Genomic DNA, 20,647 nt, shown 5'->3' with positions numbered 1-20,647 from the left:
GGTAGTTTGGAGAGGGGTTTATTGAATAAAACTCCCTTAAAAGATTTCCCAACTTAAACACTCAAAAATCAAACAAACTCTATACTCAGCGAGCTTTTGATGGTAGAATAAGCCATTTTAAAATGCGTTATCTGTCATGAGTATCTTTTCCAAGCTAAAAAATTCCAAGCTCAAAAGCCTAGCCTGTGCCATCGATGATGATTTGAGTGCGGTGCTAGAACGTGACCCTGCCGCTCGCACCAAGATTGAGATTGCCCTGACTTATCCGGGCATTCATGCTCGCACCTTGCACCGTGCGTCTCACACCCTATGGCAGGCTGACCACAAATTTTTGGCAAGGGGTTTGTCGCACTTGACACGCATGGCAACAGGCATTGAGATTCATCCTGCCGCCAAGATTGGCAAACGTCTGTTCATTGACCATGGCATGGGGGTCGTCATCGGTGAGACGGCAGAGATTGGCGATGACGTGACTTTATATCATGGTGTCACGCTTGGCGGGGTGTCATGGGAGAAAGGCACAAAACGCCACCCCACGCTTGGCAATAATGTCGTGGTCGGAGCAGGGGCGAAAATCTTGGGTGGTTTTAGCGTGGGCGACAACGCCAAAATCGGCTCAAATGCCGTGGTTGTCAAGCCTGTCCCCACAGGGGCGACCATGGTCGGTTCGGCAGCTCGCATGATTGACAAAAACATCAAAAACACCGAAACAAGCGATGACATCAAAAGCGACACGCCTAAGCCTAGCACCCCCGATAAGAGTATCGGCCTAGAATCCACCAATGACGCCAGTTTCAACGCCTATGGGCTAAGCCCAAACAGTGCCGACCCTGTGGCAACGAGTATCGCCAAACTACTCTCTCACATCCAAGCCCAAGATAAGCACATTGAAGCATTGCAGAATGCCATCTGTCGTCTTGACCCTGAGTTCTGCAAATCCAATATTGACAACCTTTGCAAAGACGATTTGGCAATCTTGACCGATGATGACGGCAAATAACCATCAAACCCAAACCCTACTTTTATCCACTTATTATTTACCAATCCAGTCTAATTTGACACACCAACATCACAGGAAACTCTCATGGCATGGCAACAAATTCACCTACAACTGACCAAAGAGCAAGTTGAACTTGCCGAAGCACTGTTCTATGAAGCCGAAGCAGTCTCCATCCTACTAGAAGACGCAGGCGATGAACCGCTGTTTGAGCCCATGCCCGGTGAAGAGCCATTATGGGGCGAGGTGGTGCTGACCGCCATTTTTGACACCAACACCGATGGGCGATTTGACGGTACCAACTTTGAGAGCCTTGCCCATGACATCGCCGCCGAAGTTGGGGCAAGCCGTGTGTGGCTATCAGTGCTTGATGATAAGGACTGGACACGTGAGTGGATGACCCATTACAAGCCCATTCAGTGTGCTGGCAATCTGTGGATAGTCCCCGAATGGCTAGACGCTCCCGACCCAGACGCTACCAACCTTATCCTAGACCCCGGTCTTGCCTTTGGTACAGGCTATCACGCCACCACACGACTGTGCCTTGACTGGCTTGTCGAGCAGAATTTGACCGACAAGGTCGTCATTGACTATGGTTGCGGCTCGGGGATTTTGGGCGTGGGAGCGTTACTGCTTGGGGCCAAGCAGGTATTGGCGGTGGATATTGACCCCCAAGCGGTGCTTGCTACCCACCAAAACGCCAAACTAAATGGCGTTGAGGATAAGATATTGGTATTTTTACCCGATGAATTTAAGGCTTATCAACAAACGCATGATATAAAAGCGGACACCATCACCGCCAATATTCTAGCCAAGCCACTCATTCACTTTGCCCCATTGTTTGCTACCTTATTAAAGGATAAAGGCAATATTGTCTTGGCAGGACTTATTGAAAATCAAGTCGATGATGTTATGATGGCATACCAGCCCTATTTTGACCTTGACATGCCTTATCATTATGACAACAGCGAAGACCATCATTGGTATCGTTTATCCGCTATTAAGCACAGCTGAGCGGATTAAAATTGTCAAATGCGTAACAATTTAGTAGCATAAAGAAAAATAGTTTGTACGATTTTTGCAAGTTGTTACTTGTTAGCTTCCTGCCTTCGCCTATTATTTTACTGGATTTGATAAAAACATGAGTAACCAAACTAAGTGCCCCCATTGCCAAACGACTTACCCCATGCCAGCCGCCAAACTTGGCGACCTCAATGCTCGTGCCAAATGCGGTAAGTGCCAACAAGTGTTTTTTCTAAATGCCAATTTGGTCACTGTTTCAACTCCACAAACAACAGCTACGGCACACCAAACATCAAAACCGCAATCCAGTCCAGCTCCACGGGTTGTCCCAACCCAGTCACACTCCAATCCAACAGCAACTCAATTTGAGCAAGATTCATCATCTATCACACCAAAACGTGTCAAACGTACTAAATCCACCCCTACAGAAGATATGATTCATGATGAGATGGATGGCATTGAGGAGAATAAACCCAAAGCTGTTGTTGATGTAAGTTTTTCCGATGATGAACTTGACAATTTCCTAAAAGATAACATTAGTTTTGCACCAACAGTAACAAAAAGCACTAAAGATGAAATGTCGGATAGTGAAGATGAGGCATGGATTAATAACTTACTAGATGATAATTCATCTATAACTGTTAATAGTCAGGTAACAAATTCAGCATCCCCTATTATTAAAGATGTAGACTTAAATACCATTATTCCATCTGCCAAACCCAAACAGAAAAAACCAGTAAGTATCAAAAAGATACAACCAAACAAGCCTACCGCTCAACAAATCGCTACCAAAAAACCCATAATTACACAGCTTTTCTGGCTAATTGGTTGTTTATTAATGCTCGGCTTATTGGCTGTGCAATATGCTTTATTTAATATAGAAAAGATTACCAAGAACCCTGAGACCGCCAATCTTGCCAATGCGGTTTGCAACATCATTTCATGCAATATTCCATCGGCAGACTTAGGGAGTCTTGAAATTAACTCAGTATTGCAAAACCAAACAGATGTGGTTATTAACATCACAAACAAAAGCAGTACCGAACAGCTCTTTCCTTACTTATTGGTACAATTGCAAGATGATAACGGTAGAGTGGTAGCTGACTTTGTTGCGGACACCAAAGACTATCTTAGTGAGTCGCAAACCACCATACTTGCTAATCAAAGCAAACGCATCATGCTATCAGCAACTTCTACATTGAATGCTAGCTCAGTCACAGTAACGCCATTTTATCAATCACCTTAGTGCAAAAGACAACAGACAGCCATCCAAATAACTCGGATGGCTTGTAAAATCAAAATATCTGTTATAAAAATACAATTGTTTAACATTGGTTAACAATAAACCAATATGGCTTAACATTATACACGTTCCATGACTTGCCAAATGACTATAATTGTTTTACAATGATTTCATTAATATTTTTAAGGTCGTGTCCACCTTTTGTATTTGCAATGAGAAATGCCTGTTTAAACAGACAGAGTAATCGCACGTTTTTCAAGGAAAAAACGTAGACTGATTATCATTCCATCAGACAAGTTTTTATTATGAAAAACAATCCAACCACTTAATTTTAAAAATTAAGCAAAAAATCTTAAAATCCAAACAGTTAAGTAGTCGGATAGCTATTTTCGTACAAAAGCAAGTAGTTTATTTCTAAAATATTTCTATAGTACAAAATGTGTCATAAAGGGCAGGCACACCCTATCCATGATATAAGGTTAAATTAAGCACAGGAGCTGTTATGATGACCCCCATCCCCCCAACCATGACGCAACAAGAGAACACCCCCTTATATAATGAAGTAAAAAAAATGGTGGAAAGTTATTTTATGCATCTAAATGGGGAGCAAACCACTAACATGTATGAGACGTTTTTGCATGAATTTGAAAAACCTCTGTTGGTGGCGGTCATGAAGCACACACGCAACAACCAATCCAAAGCCGCTCAAACGCTTGGGCTAAATCGTGGCACGCTCCGCACCAAGCTAAAAACGCATGGCTTATTATAATTTCTAATTTTTTGCACCCGTCATTTTTGGCGGGTTTTCGTTTTGTTTTAACCCCACTTTTAATCCTGTTTTATCCACCCTTGTAACCCAAAAAGGTATTTTTATGAAAAAATTCGCCCTACTCTCCGTCTCTGACAAGGCAGGCATTGTAGAATTCGCCCAAGAATTATCTGCCTTAGGCTTTGGTATCTTATCCACTGGTGGCACCTTTAAACTTTTGACTGACAACGGTGTCAATGCCACAGAAGTCTCTGCCCACACCGGCTTTGCCGAAATGATGGACGGACGAGTCAAAACCTTACACCCCAAGATTCATGGCGGCATCTTGGGTCGCCGTGAGATAGATGCCGACATCATGGCAGAGCATGGCATCGATGCCATTGATATCGTGGCGGTGAACCTATACCCCTTTGCCCAAACAGTTGCCAAAGATGGCGTTACCATGAGCGGTGCCATTGAAAATATTGACATTGGCGGCCCTGCCATGGTGCGCTCATCTGCCAAAAACCACAAATATGTGGGTATCATCACAAGCCCTGCCGACTACGCCACGGTTATCAACGAACTAAAAGCAGATGGCGGGTTATCAGACAGCACTCGCTTTGATTTGGCGGTTAAAGCCTTTGAACATACCGCCAGTTATGACGGCATGATAGCGAGCTTTTTGGGGGCAAGACTGCTAGACAAAGGCGAGACATTAAGCGAAGATGCCACCGCCAAAACCCAATTTCCACGCACCTTTAACATTCAGCTTAACAAAGCCCAAGAACTCCGCTATGGCGAAAACCCCCACCAAACTGCCAGTTTTTATGTAGAAAGTGGGACAACAGAAGCATCTATTGCCACCGCCAAGCAGTTGCAAGGCAAAGAGTTATCCTACAATAACATCGCCGACACCGATGCGGCATTAGAATGTGTCAAATCCTTTGCCAAGCCTGCCTGCGTGATTGTCAAACACGCCAACCCTTGCGGTGTGGCGGTATCGCTTGACGGTATTTTAGACGCTTATAACTTAGCCTACGCCACCGACCCTGAATCTGCCTTTGGTGGGATTATCGCCTTTAACCGTGAGCTAGACGTGGATACCGCCAAAGCCATCATCGACCGTCAATTTGTCGAAGTCATCATCGCCCCAAGCATGGCAGACGGCGTGCTTGACATCACGTCCACCAAGAAAAACGTGCGTGTGCTGACTTGTGGCGAGTTACCGAGCATTGACGAACGCGCGCCACAGCTTGATTATAAACGTGTGAATGGCGGACTGCTTGTTCAAGAGCAGGATTTGGGCATGATTGACAAGTCTGACCTAAAAGTCGTTACCAAAGCACAGCCCACCGAGCAAGAACTTGATGATTTGATTTTTGCATGGAAAGTTGCCAAATACGTCAAATCCAACGCCATCGTCTATGCCAAAAACCGCCAAACCATCGGTATCGGTGCAGGGCAGATGAGCCGTGTGAACTCTGCTCGCATTGCCATCATCAAAGCCGAACACGCAGGACTGCCTGTTGAAGGGGCGGTTATGGCATCGGACGCCTTTTTCCCATTTAGAGACGGCATTGACAACGCCGCCAACGCTGGCATTAAGTGTATTATCCAGCCCGGTGGCTCTATGCGTGATGAAGAAGTCATCAAAGCCGCCGATGAGCATGGCATTGCTATGGTATTTACCGGTATGAGACATTTTAGACACTAAAAAATTAGGACATATCCCAACCAACAATAAACCCCTATCTTGGGGTTTATTTTTTGCTTGTATAATCATCAAACCTCAAAATACACCACCAAAGGGCGTGGAAAGCACGCCTCTACAAAGGCACTTTTAAAGATTTAACATTGGTGCAAATTGGGGTTAATTTGTTGTATCTTACACCATGCGAATGCTCGGCAAATGCCAATCATATCGCACCGCCAGCATTCGCACGCCAAACACTACCATCAGCATGGCAAGCTCGCACAGCCACGCCACCACACCCAGTCGCCCCAGCCCCAGATAGGTCAGCGACCCCAAGATACCGGCGGTAATATAAATCTCCTTTTGCAGTACCATCGGCAACTCTTGACAAATCATGTCTCGCATGATACCGCCTGCGATACTCGTCATCACCGCCATCATCACAGCGATGAGTGGTGTCGCCCCCATCGATAACGCCACCGTCAGCCCAATCACGCTAAATGCCGACAGCCCAATGGCGTCAAACAACTTTAACACGCCATTCATGCGTGCCGTTGGACGAAAAAACATCTGGCACAGGATTGATGTTATCGTAATGGCGAACACATAATTCAAATCTATCGTCCAAAAGAGCGGGTGCCTATCAAGCATGACATCACGAATCGTCCCACCGCCAATGGCATTAACCATAGACACCAAAATACAGCCAAACAAATCAAAACCCTTACTAATGGCAAGCATGGTGCCTGCCACCGCACAGGCAATAACGCCAATAAAATCAAGTACATAAATCAAACTTGCCGTATTAATTGGTTGGGCTAACTCTATCATCATAATCATTTTATCATCAAAAAATCGGGTGTGATACCCGATTTTTATTTATAATTTTAAAATAGTTTATATAAATCAATGAGTTATCATTATAAGCCAATTTCGCCGATAAATGGCAAATGGCGGTATTTTTGTTCATAATCCAAACCATAACCCACAATAAAACGGTCTTCCACTTCAAAACCTAAAAATTTTACGTCCATGTCTATCTCACGGCGAGACGGCTTACTGACCAGTGTACAAAGCTCAATGGAGTTTGGCTCACGGGTTTTTAAAATCTCCACGACTTTGGACAACGTACGCCCAGAGTCAATAATATCTTCAACAATCAACACGTCTTTACCACGAATGTCGCCGTCCAAATCTTTTAAAATCTTGACATCGCCACTAGATACCGTGCCTTTGGCGTAGCTAGATGCGGTCATAAAATCAAACTCATGCGGTTTGTCAATCGCTCGGCACAAATCCGCCATAAAAATCACCGAACCACGAAGCAGTCCGATTAAAATCAACTCTTTATCGCTATCAGCATAATGGGCGGTGATTTGTTTGCCAAGCTCGCTTACCTTTTGGGCGATTTCTTCGCTACTAATCATGACGTTTAGATTTGGTATGGTCATAAAACTACCTTTTGGTTTTGTTAAAATTGATTTAAATTTGATGGTATATTGGTGCGTATGCACCCTACCACTCTTGATATTAAAAAGTGGGCATTGTTAATTAACTATACCTTTGGATAAATTTGTAGGGGCAAATTACATTCGCCCCTTGATAAAGTGTTGATTTTTGGGCGAATTGCAATTCGCCTCTACATGTCCAAATTTTGAAATATATTTTTATTTAACAATGCCAAAAGTGAAATAAAATATCACCCACTTATGGAAGTCATCATCGCTGGCGAATATATCGCCCAAACAAAGGCTGAGGCGATTAAAAAAGACAGCACAAGCACCAATAGCCCAATATGCCATTCTTTTTTAATGATTGCCATAACGCCAATGATTAAATTAAGCTTTGGGATTAGCCAAATGGCTTTTGCTTGGGTGATTGACAGCATAAAAGCCGTATAAGGCACAATCTCAACACCAAAACTCTCCCACATTCTGAGCAATTTATTTAACTCGTGTGGGTCATAACCGCCAAGCAGATAGATAAACACACCTTGAACACCTACACATATCAGCAGTAATAGGATAAAAATTGCTTTTATTATCATGCTTGGCTCGCAATCAATCAATAACAGGATTTATCGTTGGGATTTTGTTGCTAAATTTTGGGTTAAAGGTCTGCACTTGTGGGGCGGTCGGCAAACCCATATCGGCAAGTTTTTCGCTTACGCCCACTTGGATATTATCGCCTTCAAACAGCCTCTCATCGTCTGTTCGCTCGGTTTTTAGACTTTCAAAATCAAACAACTCACGGTCGGCAAGCTGGCTTGGGGCGACATTTTGCAAGGCTTTAAACATACTCGCTAGGCGTTTTGGGTGGGCATTGTCCCACTCACGAAGCATATCATTTATCATCGCCCTTTGTAAGTTTTCTTGTGAGCCACACAGTCCACACGGGATAATGGGGAACTGCTTGTAATTTGCGTACTTGATAATATCCTTTTCGGCAACATAGGCAAGCGGACGGATAAGTACGTTTTGCTTGTCATCGGATAACAGCTTAGGAGGCATGGCTTTTAGACTTCCGCCATGAAACAAATTCAAAAAGAAAGTCGTCAAAATGTCATCACGATGATGACCCAGAGCAATCTTAGTCGCCCCAATCTGCCTGGCAAAACCGTACAGCGAGCCACGTCTTAGGCGTGAGCAAGCCGAGCAGTAAGTTTTGCCCTCTGGCACGACTGATTTGACGATACTATATGTGTCCTTTTCTAGGATATAATGCGGAATGCCTTGTTTGGATAGGTATTCGGGCAGGACGTACCCTGGGAAATTGGGCTGTTTTTGGTCAAGATTGACCGCCACGATATCAAAGTTAATCGGGGCAATGCGTTTTAAAAACAGTAAAATATCAAGCAACGTAAAGCTGTCCTTACCGCCTGAGATACACACCATGACGACATCGCCGTCTTCAATCATGTTAAAATCACGAATCGCCCACGACACTTCTTTACGCAGTTTCTTTTGTAATTTTTTGAAGCGGGCGGATTTGATGCCGTCATCAAAATCATGCTCATCATCGCCGTCTGTGTCCGTCTCTCGCTCGCTGTCGGCAGATAAGGCATGAATGATTTCAGAATGGCTTTCTGCATCGTTTAGGATTTCTTGGTTTAAAATGTCATCGTTCAAGGTTTGGCTGTCGGTCATGGCTATTTCTCAATTTTATATTTGATTTAATATTGGACGAATTGCAATTCGTCCCTATATTCAACTAAAAAAAGGTTGTTCGGTGCGTAATACGCACCCTACCATTTTTAAATCTATTTTAAATCACGATTTTGGCTTTACCGTATATTTTTTGGGTTTGTTGGATTCATTGGTTTGGGTGTTATCAATGGGTATGGCAACCAATTTTCCGTCAATCTTTTCATAGCGTACTTTTGGCTTATCTGATTTAACAGGTTCATTATCATAAAATCTGTCTTTGCCTGTTTGTCTTTTATCAAATGGCTTATCAGACTTATCAAATTTTTTATTAAAAGACTTATCTTTATCAAATGACTTTTTGCCATTATCTCTAAAACCGTCTTTTTTAAATCGTGGGTTGTCTGATTTATCTTTGGGTTTTGTATTAAACGATTTGTCAAAAGATTTGTCAAAAGGCTTTTTAAATGCTCTGTCTTTTGAATGTTTTATCTCGTCTTTTTTATTAAAAGCGGTTATTTCATCTTGCCAATCATCATTGACGGTATCAAACGCACTTTCAAATTCATACACTTTCATCATTTGATTTTTATGCGTGATTTTAAAACTTTGATGAATGGGTTTTTTTAGATTAAAATCTACGCCAATGGTTTTATCGGTGATTGGCGTTACGTCATAACGAGCCTTGACTTCATCGTCCAGCACAAATTTGGTAAAGTTATTGCTAAAATACAGCACGCCATTTGGGGCAAGGCGGTTCATGGCACGGCTTATCAGGGCGACATGGTCTCGCTGTACATCAAACGTTCCCTTAAACTTCTTAGAATTAGAAAAAGTGGGTGGGTCAATAAATATCACGTCAAATTGTTCGGTATTATTTTTTAGCCAATCAAATACATCGGTGGCGATGAATTGATATTTTGGCGTATCGTCTAAGGTTGTGGCGGTCAAATCAAGCCCATTTAGGGCAAAGTTTTGTTTGCCCCAATTTAAATAATTGGCGGATAAATCCACACTCATTACCGATTTGGCTCCGCCCATTGCCGAATGCACGCTGGCGGTACAAGTATAGGCAAATAGATTTAAGACATTTTTGCCACGACTGGCATTTTTTATCATTTCACGAATATTGCGGTGGTCAATAAATAACCCCGTATCCAAATAATCGGTAAAATTCACATACAAATACGCCCCATGTTCGTGAGCGACATACATTTTTTTATATCTTTGAGTATCGTCTTTGGTATTTTTGGTATATTGGTCATTGCCCGATTGTCGCATACGGGTTTTTATAAAAATACTTTCACGGTGGACATTAAAAATATCCCGAATGGCGGATAATACCAAATTAAAACGGGCTTTGGCGACATCGGTGGGAATTTGTTTTGGTGGGGCGTATTCTTGAACATGAATTTTATCGCCATAAATATCAATCGCTACATTATAATTGGGCAAATCAGCGTCATAAATTCGCATATTGCTGATATTGTTTTTTTGGGCGTGTTTTTTTAGATTGATGATATTTTTTTGTAAGCGGTTGATAAATTCTTGGCTATCAGGATTATCAATTTCTTTTTTATTAAAATTGACAATCAATTCATGTGCCAAACGGTCGGTTTTGGCAAATTCTACCGCCCCATGACGAAAATAGACAGTCAATGCTCCGTTATGGCATTTTAGGGTATTTGGCTCGGCAATCGGCAAGGTGTCAGCGTGTTCAATGTGGCTTGCCAGCACCGCCATGTCCGCACGCCCCACATGACGTAAACCGTCCGCCACGATAAGCCCCAAGCCGTGATACAAGGGCTTGATAAAATCGCTCTCGCCCAGTCGCTCGCCATAGGGGGGATTGGTGATGACAAGTGGATAGGCGGTGGTAAGCTCGCTCAGCACGGCTTTGGCGGTGGCAAGCGGTCTCTGTTCTAGGCGGACGTACTCGGCAATGGGGGCAAGGGCAGACGCTATCAGGTTCTTGTGGCAGGCACGCACGGCATGAGCGTCAGCGTCTAGGGCAAGGGCAGTAAAGTCGCCTTTGATAAGGGACTGTTCTAGGTGTGCAAGGTTGGCATGAAAGTCATCTAAGGCTTTACCAGCAAGGGTTTGCCACAGCTCATCATCGTGGTATTGCCAATGATAAAAGCCAAAATCGTTTGCTTTTTTGTCAATGCCCACAGGGTAGGCGGTTTTCATGAGTAGGGCTTCAGTGATGAGCGTGCCAGAGCCACACATGGGGTCAATAATGGCGGTATGCTCGCCCTTGTGCCAGTTGCATTCATAAAGCAACGCACTTGCCAAATTTTCCTTTAAAGGAGCGTCCGTGTTCGCCACACGATAGCCACGGCGGTGCAGGCTTGTGCCTGATAAATCCAAATACAGCTCGGCAAGCTCACCTGTGGCGTGGGCGTAAATGTGAAAATCAGGGGATTTGTCCACGTTTGGTCGCTCGCCTAATTTTTTGTTAAAGCAGTCGGCGATGGCGTCTTTGATACGCAAGGTGGCAAATTGTTGGTTTACCGACAGGCGTTTGTCGGTGGATAGGCGTATGGCAAAGGTGTTGTCCACGTCAAACACGCTTGTCCAATCATAGCGACTGGCAAACTCATATAAGGCGGTAGGAACATCTTCGTCAATGACTTTGGTCTCAACCGTACGGGTGGTTTTTTTACCGCCACTTTCACGCACTTGGTTCACGGTTTGGGTTTTTTGGCGAAAATAATACTCGCCAATGGGCAGTAACACACGGCTTGCCACACGGCTATATAGGCAAATTTTGTAAAAGTCGGCAAGCGACACGCCCACACGCACACGTCCTGTCCGTACAATCTGCCCGACCAGCCCAAATAAGTCAAGCTCTATCAATAAGGCATTTTCAAGACCGTCCGCACAGGTGATGACAACATCAAAGGCGGTGGGGGTAAAATCGGCGAAGGGTAGTTTTGGCATGGTGTGGGCTTATTTGATAAGAATTTTGGTAAGGGGTTTGGGTAAACCAAGTATTATAGCATAATTTGGGACGGGTATGGTAGTGGCAATTGTTGTTTTTGGGGTGATGTTTAGCAGGGTAAATGGGCGGGGCAAAATGATGTTAGTGCCATTGTCAAGATGATTGCTTGTTATTATCAATTTAAATTACAGATAATTGTATAAATAACACCAGTTTATTTAATTAATTGTTACTGCTTTTTTATGGCACTCTCTACATCTTCTTCTTTGTCATTGATATTTTTATCCAATGCTTGATGAATCATTGCCAAGCGTTTTTCTTTATCATCTGAGCGGTTAAATAATATCTCTTGATAAGGATAAGGGGTTTCAAATCCTGCTTCGTCTAAGGCTCGTTTAATACGCTCATTGATGTTTTCTTTGATAATCGGAATACGGGCAACCGATAATGGAGCAACCCAAAAACGCACAATAAAATAAATGGCATATTCGCCCACTTCACTGACGGTCGCCATAGGGGCTGGGTGTTTTAAAATCACTTCATCTTTGCTTAATGTTTTGATGATGATTTCTTTGGCGTGGGCGATATCATCATACAAGCCAATTCTTGCTTTAACATCAAATCTTATCATCTTTTTGGACGTTAGGTTAATCACTTCTGATGATGACATGGTCGAATTGGGAATGATGATAATGATGTTATCACGGTCAAGGATTTGCGTGGCTCGCAGGGAGATTTTAACCACTCGTCCTTCTTTGTCGCCAAGCCGAATCCAGTCGCCTACTTGAAACGACTGCTCTATCAAAATGGTAATGCCCGCAATGAAGTTGGCAAGCGTGCTTTGGGCGGCAAAACCCACTGCCAAACCCACAATACCCAGACCTGCCACCAAGGATACAATATCAAAACCAAACTGGGCGAGTACGCTCGCCAAAGCAAAAACGATAATCAGCACCAAAATCAAGTTTTTGAGCAGTTGTTCAATGGACGCATTGAGTTCATAGTAACGTAACACTCTGGCAACCATTTGCCCACTGGTCGCCCACAGCACATAATAAAACCCCGCCCAAGTCGCCGCTTTTGCCGTTGCCTTGATGGTCTCCGCCTGCGTGCCAATCTGCGTCATCACCGCCAGCAAGCTCGCCACAAACCATGTATAACGCAGTACCGCCCGAGCAATCCAAACATGACGCTGTGATAGGTGTAGCGGACGGCGACAATGCTTTAATAAATAGACCAACAGCCAATAAAAAAAGCCAATAATCACCAATAAAATCAATATCTTAATGCTAATACTGGCAACAGCCATGCCCCGCTCTGTCCAGTTTAGGGTCTCATCGTCGAGCGAACCGCCAAGCGACACATACACGCTTTGGTACAAATCATTTAGGATTTTTTCAAAAAAATGGGGTAGATTCATGAGCTGATGAATGGTCGATGATAAAATGGACGATGACAACCGATAAATAAACCACATCAACAAAGATGTGGTAGAATAAATAAGGTTTGTGAATTATAACATAAAGCCTACCAATCATCATCATATATCGTGAAATTTTATGAATAATTCAACCTACCCCCTAACCTAATACCGCCAAAGACGTATGGCGGTATTTGTCATCATGGTTTCTTGTTTGGCGATGTTATTGCTTATCAATGAGATTTTTGAGTTGGGGTTAAATAGTCCCTTTGCCGATTTGCCACATTGGGTGATTTATTTGCTATTGGCAATTTTTGGGATATTTATATTTTTATTATCCCGTTTGGTCATTTATCATAGACCTATCATCAGTTTTTATGCAAAATATTTAAAAGTTTATCATGCCTTTGATAAAAACAAAGACCAGATTTTTTATTATCAAGACTTACAAAAACCAACCTTTGTATTTGGCAGATTTCCTTTGATGATAATTACCTCAAAAGATACCACACCCAATACAACCAAACAACTGCCCATTTATGCTTTGACCTTAAACAATCAATCCATAAATACTCGCCAATTTGCCGACATAGTTAATCAAATTTTTGATGATTTTTATCAAGAACGTGATAACAAGATAGAAATTCGTGATATTAAAAAAGGGTTTTTGGATTGGTATTAAGTTGTTAAATTCTAAAATGAAATCCCCCACTCTATCAATTTTAACCCCCAAAATCCATTTGGATTATGTTAAATAAATTTTGATAACAATAAAAAAGAGCGAATATTCTCGCCCTTTTGATCATTACACCACAACAATTACCACGCCTGCGACAATGCCGACAGCACGCCTTTTAGCATGGCAGAGACGGTACTGCTACACACGCCAATGCCTGAATACACCTTGCCTGCCACATTGAGCTGAACGTATGCCGCCGCCGCTGAGTTGGTTTGGTTGTCGCCTAGCTCATCATCAAGCAGGCTCTCGGTCGCCTTGACATTAATGGCATGCTCTGAATAATTGGTCACGTGGATGTCCTTACCTGTCGCCTTGACCAGTCCATCAATAAATGCCGACAACGCCCCATTGCCCTGCCCGATGATTTCTAGCACGTCAGTTGGCGTGGCGATTTGTCCGTTAAAGGATACGTCCCCGCCCTTGTTGTTAATCTGATAATCGCTTAATTTAAAGATCTCTTGGGTCAAATAAGTCTTGGTAAAAATGTCAAGCAACTCGTCCGTTTTTAGCTCACGAGCCAAACTCTCGGCCTCATTTTGCACCACTTTGGCAAAATCAATCTGCGTCCAACGTGGCAAATCAAAGCCATAATGACGTTGCAGAATATATGCTGCCCCGCCCTTACCCGACTGGCTATTGATACGCACCACGTCTTGATAACTGCGTCCGATATGCACAGGGTCAATGGGTAAGTATGCCACGTCCCAATGCTGTTCGGTTTCGGGGTGCTTTTCATTATAATCCAGCGACTTTTTAATGGCATCTTGGTGCGAACCGCTAAATGCGGTAAACACAAGTTCACCAACATAGGCATGGCGTGGGTGTACTGGCAAATTGGTGCAGTCGGTCGCCACTTGTACAATCTCGCTCACCTGCGACAAATCAAGCTCAGGGTCTACCCCTTGCGTATACAAATTCATCGCCATGGTCAAAATATCCATATTGCCCGTACGCTCGCCATTGCCAAGCAGTGTACCTTCCACACGGTCAGCCCCTGCCATAACGCCAAGCTCACTTGCCGCCACGCCACAGCCACGATCATTGTGCGTATGCAGACTCACAATCACGTCTTTACGGCTTGGCAAATGACGACAAAAATACTCAATCTGGTCGGCATATAGGTTGGGCGTGGACGCTTCTACGGTTGCAGGCAAATTTAAAATCACTTTTTGCCCATCTTGGGGTCGCCATACATCGCACACCGCTTGACACACTTCTACGGCAAAATCAGTCTCAGTCTGGCTAAAACTCTCAGGACTGTACTGAAAAATCCACTCAGTCTCAGGGTAGCGTTTGGCAATGTCTCTTAGCAAAGTCGCCCCATTGATCGCAATCGCCTTAATGCCGTCCTTGTCAAGCTGATATACCTTATCACGTTGTACCCTTGAGGTGCTATTATAAACGTGAACAATCGCACGTTTTGCCCCTTTTAGGCTCTCAAAGGTACGCTCAATCAAATACTCACGAGCCTGTACAAGCACCTGCAAAGTAACATCATCAGGCACATGGTTTCCTTCAATAAGTAAGCGTGTAAAATCAAATTCCACTTGGGCGGCAGACGGAAAACCAATCTCAATCTCTTTAAAACCCACCGCCACCAAAAGTTTAAAAAACTTTAACTTTTGTTCAATGGTCATGGGGTCAATCAAGGCTTGGTTGCCGTCTCGCAAATCCACGCTCGCCCAAATCGGGGCTTTTTCTATGCGCTTGTCGCACCAAGTGCGGTCGGGCAGGTTTGGGGCGAATTCAAAAGGGCGGTATTTGGTAAAATCAAAAGTAGGATTTTTTGGGGTGATTTTGGGTATTGGCATGGCTGGCTCGCTATATTTTTTAAATTAAAACCGTTCGTGGTGAGCTTGTCGAACCACAAGGGTTTTCCCGCCCTTCGATAAACTTAGAGCGAACGGAAAACCTTAATAAATCATTGTATTATCATACCAAAATTTTGCACTAATTTTTACCAATTTTACAAAAATTTTTGGCATATTTTAGCCATATTTACCAAAAAATAATGAATTTATGGTAAAATCCGCCAAATTTTGATAATTTTCCAACATGAACGCCATTAGCCTAGACCCCATTGACCACAAAATCCTAAAACTACTCACGGACAACGCTCGCCTTGCTGTTGCCGACATATCCGAGCAAGTCAATCTGTCCGCCACGCCTGTCATTCGCCGAATTAAACGGCTTGAAGATATGGGTGTTATCACAGGCTATCACGCTCATACGTCCGCACGCTCACTGGGTAACACATTGTCGGTTTTTGTGGCGGTCAGCATGGATAAGCACACCGCCGAACGCTTTGGCGAATTTGAAAATCACATCAAAACCTTTGATGAAGTGGTGTCATGTAGCCTTGTTACAGGGCGGTCGGAAGATTATCTGTTAAAGGTCGTGGTGCGTGATATGAGCCATTATGAAGAGTTTTTGCTCCATAGACTAAGCAAAATTGACGGGGTCAGTCAGTTACATACCAGTTTTGAATTAAGGGAAGTGTTTGATAGAAGTGCGGTTTAACCATGCTCCGCCAAGTGCGTCCCCAAAATAAACACGCCAATGCCGATTAGCATCACACCGCCCACGCCCATGGCATAACGCCCAAAGCTCGCTCCCAAGCGGTTGCCAAGATACAGTCCACCTGTCGCCATAATGGTCGTGGCAAGCCCTATCAGTACGCACGCCAAGACGATGTTCGCGTCCAAAAACGCCAACGACACGCCCACCACCACCGAATCAATGCTTGTGGCAATGGCAGTGATGAGCATTAGGGCGATGTTTGAAGTACTTGTCTGTTCTTGCCTATCCTGTTGCTCGGCTTGTTGTTCATTGGTTTGCTTATCCATTTTTTCATCATAACACACCGCCCCATAGATAAACCGTACGCCCAACGCCCCAAGCAGTCCAAAAGCAACCCAATGGTCAAAGGTTTGCACCCAACTCTCAATAGCCTTACCCAAGCAATAACCGATAAAAGGAGCCATCCCTTCCACCACCCCAAAGAACAGCCCACCCTGCACTGCCTGCCATAGGCGTGGATGTCGCTCGCTCGCCCCTTTTGCCACTGCCACCGCAAAGGCATCCATTGCCATGCCAAAGGATAGGGTAGTGAGTGTAAGTACATTCATGGTTTACCCCTGCCCTTTGGCAATATGTCCATGCAAATATTTTAACAACTCAAACACCGCATTGGTTCGCCCCACCACGTCTTTTTCATCTCTAAAGGTGTATTTTAGCCCTGTCGCCCCGTTCATGCGATAGCCGTCATTAGACTGAATGAGCTTGATAATCGCAAGTCCGTCCACGGGCGTGTCCGCCTTAAACTCCATACTAAGCCCATGAGCGGTTACGTCAATTTTGCTAATGCCAAGCGGTATGCTTTGCACTCGCATTTTGTGCACCAAAAACAGATTGGCAAGGGCGGTCGGCATCGCCCCAAAACGGTCTATCATCTCGGCACGCATCTCATTGAGCTCGTCCACCGTCTCGGCATTGGCGATACGCTTATAGCATAGCAGTCTTTCATGCACGTCCGCCAAATAATCGCTCGGTATCAAGGCGGACGCATGAATGTTAATATCACTCACCAAATCAAGCGGTGTGACAAGGCTTGGCGTATTGCCCGATTTTATCGCTTTGGTGGCACGTTCTAACATATCCATATACAGCCCAAAACCAATGGTCTGCATATTGCCCGACTGCTCCTTGCCCAAAATCTCGCCTGCCCCACGAATCTCCAAATCCTCGCTGGCTAGCATAAACCCCGCCCCAAGCGTATTGGCTCGGCTAATGGCATCAAGGCGTTTTTTGGCATCAGCCGTCAGCCCCTTGATAGACGGCACAAACAAATAACAATACGCCTGATGATGAGACCGCCCCACTCGCCCACGAAGCTGATGAAGCTGTGCCAGTCCAAATTTATCGGCTCGGTTGATGATAATCGTATTGGCGTTTGGCACATCAATGCCTGTTTCGATAATGGTACTGGCAACCAATACGTTCGTTTTTTTATGATAAAAATCACTCATGACATCGTGAAGCTCTTTTTCTGCCATTTGCCCATGAGCCACGCCCACACGCACCTCGGGGATAAGCTCGGACAAGTTTTCCGCCACCGTGTCAATGCTCGCCACGTCATTGTGCAAATAATACACCTGCCCCCCACGCAAAATCTCACGCAAAATCGCATCTTTGGTTGTCTGCTCACTCTTTTTGGCAACAAAAGTTTTAATGGCAAGCCGTCTGGCAGGCGGTGTGGCAATGATAGAAATGTCCTGCATACCCGACAAAGCCATATTGAGCGTGCGTGGAATAGGTGTGGCGGTCATCGTGAGCGTGTCCACGTCCGCTTGCATGGCTTTGATTTTTTCTTTATGGCGTACGCCAAAACGGTGCTCTTCGTCAATTATCATCAAGCCTAGATTTTTAAATTTGACATCATCTTGCAAAAGCCTATGCGTACCGATGACAATATCCACCTTGCCGTCCGCCAAATCAGCCAGTACCTTGTCTTGGGCTTTTTTACCGACAAAACGAGACAAGCTTTCAATCTTAATCGCCCAATCAGCAAATCTGTCCTTAAAGCTGTCTTCATGCTGTCCTGCCAGTAGCGTGGTTGGCACAAGCACCGCCACCTGATAGCCTGCCTGCACCGCAATGAATGCCGACCGCATGGCAATCTCTGTCTTGCCAAAACCCACATCGCCACAGATAAGCCTATCCATGGGCTTGGTCTGTTTCATGTCAAACATCACCGCTTCAATGGCACTTTGTTGGTCGGGCGTTTCGTCATAGGCAAAGCCACTGGCAAACAGCTCATAACTTGCCATGTCAATGTCAAAACTAATGCCCGCTTTGGCATTTCGCCTTGCCTGCACATTCAAAAGCTCCGCCGCCACGTCATAAATGTCGGTCAAGGTCTTTTGGCGTGCCTTGTCCCACTTGCCCGAGCCAAGTTTTGATAATTGCACCGCCTCTGAATCTGTGCCACTATACCGCCCAATCAACGCAAGATTGGTAATCGGCACATAAACATTGGCATCATCGGCATATTTGATATGGATAAATTCCTGCTCGCCCTCACCCACATCAAGCACAACAAGTCCTTGATACCGCCCAATGCCATAGGACAAATGCACAACAAGCGAGCCTTCGGTCATTTCGCTTACCGACTTTATCAAAAAGGCTTGGGATAAGGCATTTTGGCGTTTGCGTTTGGTGGTGGCGACCACTCGCCCAAAAATTTGGGTTTCGCTAATGACACAAAAACCTTGATTTTGCTTATTTTTTAACCATAGTCCACGCTCTATCGGGGCAACGGTTAGGGCGATTTTTTGGTTAAATTTATCCAAATTCGCCAAAAACTCACCAAAATCCGCCACCGTGTCGCTGTCAAGTTTGCCTTTTAATAATTCTAAAATAATCTCACGGCGACCTGCACTTTCGCACACAAGCAAAATCGGCTCATCGCACGCCCCCACAAAGCCCAAAAACTCGCCCAACGGTTCGTCTTTTTGATGATTGATTGGCAAATTGGGGACGGTATGGGCGGTAAATTGGCGAAATAAGGTAAGCGGATTTTCTTTATTGCCCAATACCGCCCTTGGGTAAGTTTTTAAGGCTTGAAAAAATTCATTGCTTGGCAAATATAAATAATCAGGAGGCAAGATTGGCACGTCCTTATCAAACGCCCGAGAATGATAGCGTGCGTTTACCTGCTCCCAAAAGTCGTGATGATAAGCTGACAAATTGTCATCACAGACAACCAGTGTATTTTTGGGCAAATAATGAAACAGCGTGCCTGTTGTCTGCCATTCATGCAAATCAAAAAATAGCGGTGCGTAATACTCCACCCCAGACGGCTGTATGCCATTCATGACATCATTATAAAATTCCACCTTGCGAGCGGACGTATTGGGGAATAGGCTGGCAAAATTCTGGCGGAACGTCTCTTTGTCGTCTAAGTCAAATTCACGGGCAGGCAGTAGGCGAAAACTTGCCACTTTGGGCGATATTGGGGCGGTTTTGTCGTCAAATACGCCGTCTTTTTTGAGCTTATCAAGCTCTTCATCGGTAACGGTTCGCTGAGTATCAGGATTAAAAAATTTAATCGTTTCTATCTCATCGTCAAATAATTCCAAACGAAACGGTAAGGCTTGCCCCACCACAAAAATATCCACAATGCTCCCACGCACGGCAAATTCGCCCGCCATATAGACGTTATCCACCGCCTTGTAGCCTGCCTTGGCAAGGCGTTCACGCTCATGCTCTATATCAAAGGCGTCGCCCACATTCAAATCAAAAAACCGCCCCAAAAGATAGCTTGGCGGTGTGATTTTTTGCATGAGTGTCTGCACGCTCACCAGTAACACGCCGCTTGTTGGCATATGCGTCAAAAGGTCTATCCGCTCAGAAATAATGTCTTGGTGTACCGACAGATTGTCATAAACAAGCGTCTCATAATCGGCAAACACATGGGCGGATATGCCAAAAAAGTGCAGTTCATCGGCAAGGCGTTGCAACTCGCTTTGGGATTGGCAAATGACTAAGGTCAAATGGTCTTTGCTTTGGGTGCTAAGGACGGATAGCCACAGGGCAAAACTTGCGTCCGCTTGGGTGGTAAAGTGGGTGTGAAAGTTAGGCTTATGAGTGGGGGTATTGATATTGATATTTATCATTAACATGACTCGTCTAA

General features: G+C 44.4%; 16 protein-coding genes. 7 read left to right on the top strand and 9 right to left on the bottom strand.

Going from position 1 to position 20,647, the window contains the following annotated elements:
• Positions 1 to 136 precede the first annotated feature (136 nt).
• The 5 genes from cysE to purH all read left to right on the top strand — a co-directional run bounded on the left by cysE (position 137) and on the right by purH (position 5,728).
• A complete protein-coding gene (gene cysE / locus B5J93_RS05985) occupies positions 137 to 1,000 on the top strand; it encodes a serine O-acetyltransferase (protein WP_079325478.1) in 864 nt (287 codons plus the stop codon).
• 84 nt (positions 1,001 to 1,084) lie between these two features.
• Positions 1,085 to 2,011, top strand: a complete 927-nt coding sequence (prmA, locus tag B5J93_RS05980; protein ID WP_079325476.1) for a 50S ribosomal protein L11 methyltransferase — start codon at positions 1,085 to 1,087, stop codon at positions 2,009 to 2,011.
• 127 nt (positions 2,012 to 2,138) lie between these two features.
• Positions 2,139 to 3,266 (top strand): zinc-ribbon and DUF3426 domain-containing protein, encoded by a 1,128-nt coding sequence (locus B5J93_RS05975; RefSeq protein ID WP_079325474.1) that lies wholly within the window; start codon positions 2,139 to 2,141, stop codon positions 3,264 to 3,266.
• Between the two features lie 502 nt (positions 3,267 to 3,768).
• Positions 3,769 to 4,032, top strand: coding sequence for a helix-turn-helix domain-containing protein (locus B5J93_RS05970; protein WP_174700916.1), 264 nt, complete (start codon positions 3,769 to 3,771; stop codon positions 4,030 to 4,032).
• Positions 4,033 to 4,135: 103 nt separating this feature from the next.
• Complete coding sequence (gene purH, locus B5J93_RS05965) at positions 4,136 to 5,728, top strand: bifunctional phosphoribosylaminoimidazolecarboxamide formyltransferase/IMP cyclohydrolase (RefSeq protein WP_079325470.1); 1,593 nt, start codon at positions 4,136 to 4,138, stop codon at positions 5,726 to 5,728.
• 171 nt (positions 5,729 to 5,899) lie between these two features.
• Here purH and B5J93_RS05960 read toward each other — a convergent pair whose 3' ends face one another.
• The 6 genes from B5J93_RS05960 to B5J93_RS05935 form a co-directional block, all read right to left on the bottom strand.
• The gene (locus tag B5J93_RS05960) at positions 5,900 to 6,535 is read right to left on the bottom strand and encodes a trimeric intracellular cation channel family protein (RefSeq protein WP_420811400.1); all 636 of its coding nucleotides are present in this window, start codon (positions 6,533 to 6,535) and stop codon (positions 5,900 to 5,902) included.
• Positions 6,536 to 6,627: 92 nt separating this feature from the next.
• A complete protein-coding gene (gene hpt, locus B5J93_RS05955; protein ID WP_078273314.1) occupies positions 6,628 to 7,158 on the bottom strand; it encodes a hypoxanthine phosphoribosyltransferase in 531 nt (176 codons plus the stop codon).
• Positions 7,159 to 7,406: 248 nt separating this feature from the next.
• Positions 7,407 to 7,754, bottom strand: a complete 348-nt coding sequence (locus B5J93_RS05950) for a hypothetical protein (protein ID WP_115236802.1) — start codon at positions 7,752 to 7,754, stop codon at positions 7,407 to 7,409.
• A 13-nt stretch (positions 7,755 to 7,767) separates the two neighbouring features.
• The gene (ttcA, locus tag B5J93_RS05945; protein ID WP_079325466.1) at positions 7,768 to 8,853 is read right to left on the bottom strand and encodes a tRNA 2-thiocytidine(32) synthetase TtcA; all 1,086 of its coding nucleotides are present in this window, start codon (positions 8,851 to 8,853) and stop codon (positions 7,768 to 7,770) included.
• A gap of 123 nt (positions 8,854 to 8,976) precedes the next feature.
• Positions 8,977 to 11,793: a bifunctional 23S rRNA (guanine(2069)-N(7))-methyltransferase RlmK/23S rRNA (guanine(2445)-N(2))-methyltransferase RlmL gene (rlmKL, locus tag B5J93_RS05940; protein ID WP_079325464.1), complete on the bottom strand. Its 2,817-nt coding sequence runs from the start codon at positions 11,791 to 11,793 to the stop codon at positions 8,977 to 8,979.
• 230 nt (positions 11,794 to 12,023) lie between these two features.
• Positions 12,024 to 13,214, bottom strand: coding sequence for a mechanosensitive ion channel family protein (locus B5J93_RS05935; RefSeq protein ID WP_079325463.1), 1,191 nt, complete (start codon positions 13,212 to 13,214; stop codon positions 12,024 to 12,026).
• Positions 13,215 to 13,398: 184 nt separating this feature from the next.
• Between B5J93_RS05935 and B5J93_RS05930 the strand changes: the two genes are divergently transcribed.
• The gene (locus tag B5J93_RS05930) at positions 13,399 to 13,896 is read left to right on the top strand and encodes a hypothetical protein (protein WP_079325461.1); all 498 of its coding nucleotides are present in this window, start codon (positions 13,399 to 13,401) and stop codon (positions 13,894 to 13,896) included.
• Between the two features lie 137 nt (positions 13,897 to 14,033).
• On the opposite strand, the gene leuA is transcribed toward B5J93_RS05930, so the two are convergent.
• A complete protein-coding gene (leuA, locus tag B5J93_RS05925) occupies positions 14,034 to 15,758 on the bottom strand; it encodes a 2-isopropylmalate synthase (RefSeq protein ID WP_079325484.1) in 1,725 nt (574 codons plus the stop codon).
• A 250-nt stretch (positions 15,759 to 16,008) separates the two neighbouring features.
• On the opposite strand from leuA, the gene B5J93_RS05920 reads away from it, so the two are divergent.
• The gene (locus B5J93_RS05920) at positions 16,009 to 16,473 is read left to right on the top strand and encodes an Lrp/AsnC family transcriptional regulator (protein ID WP_079325459.1); all 465 of its coding nucleotides are present in this window, start codon (positions 16,009 to 16,011) and stop codon (positions 16,471 to 16,473) included.
• Here B5J93_RS05920 and B5J93_RS05915 read toward each other — a convergent pair.
• Positions 16,470 to 17,081 carry a manganese efflux pump MntP gene (locus tag B5J93_RS05915; RefSeq protein WP_079325457.1) on the bottom strand — a complete coding sequence of 204 codons (612 nt, stop codon included), beginning with the start codon at positions 17,079 to 17,081 and terminating at the stop codon, positions 16,470 to 16,472. The two genes, B5J93_RS05920 and B5J93_RS05915, sit on opposite strands and share 4 nt — an antisense overlap.
• Before the next feature lie 3 nt (positions 17,082 to 17,084).
• On the bottom strand, positions 17,085 to 20,630 hold the full coding sequence (mfd, locus tag B5J93_RS05910; RefSeq protein ID WP_079325482.1) for a transcription-repair coupling factor: 3,546 nt from the start codon (positions 20,628 to 20,630) through the stop codon (positions 17,085 to 17,087).
• Positions 20,631 to 20,647: the final 17 nt, after the last annotated feature.

The sequence above is a fragment of the Moraxella equi genome (assembly GCF_002027555.1).
Lineage (GTDB): Bacteria > Pseudomonadota > Gammaproteobacteria > Pseudomonadales > Moraxellaceae > Moraxella > Moraxella equi.
This window is presented reverse-complemented; position numbering and strand designations above follow the sequence as displayed.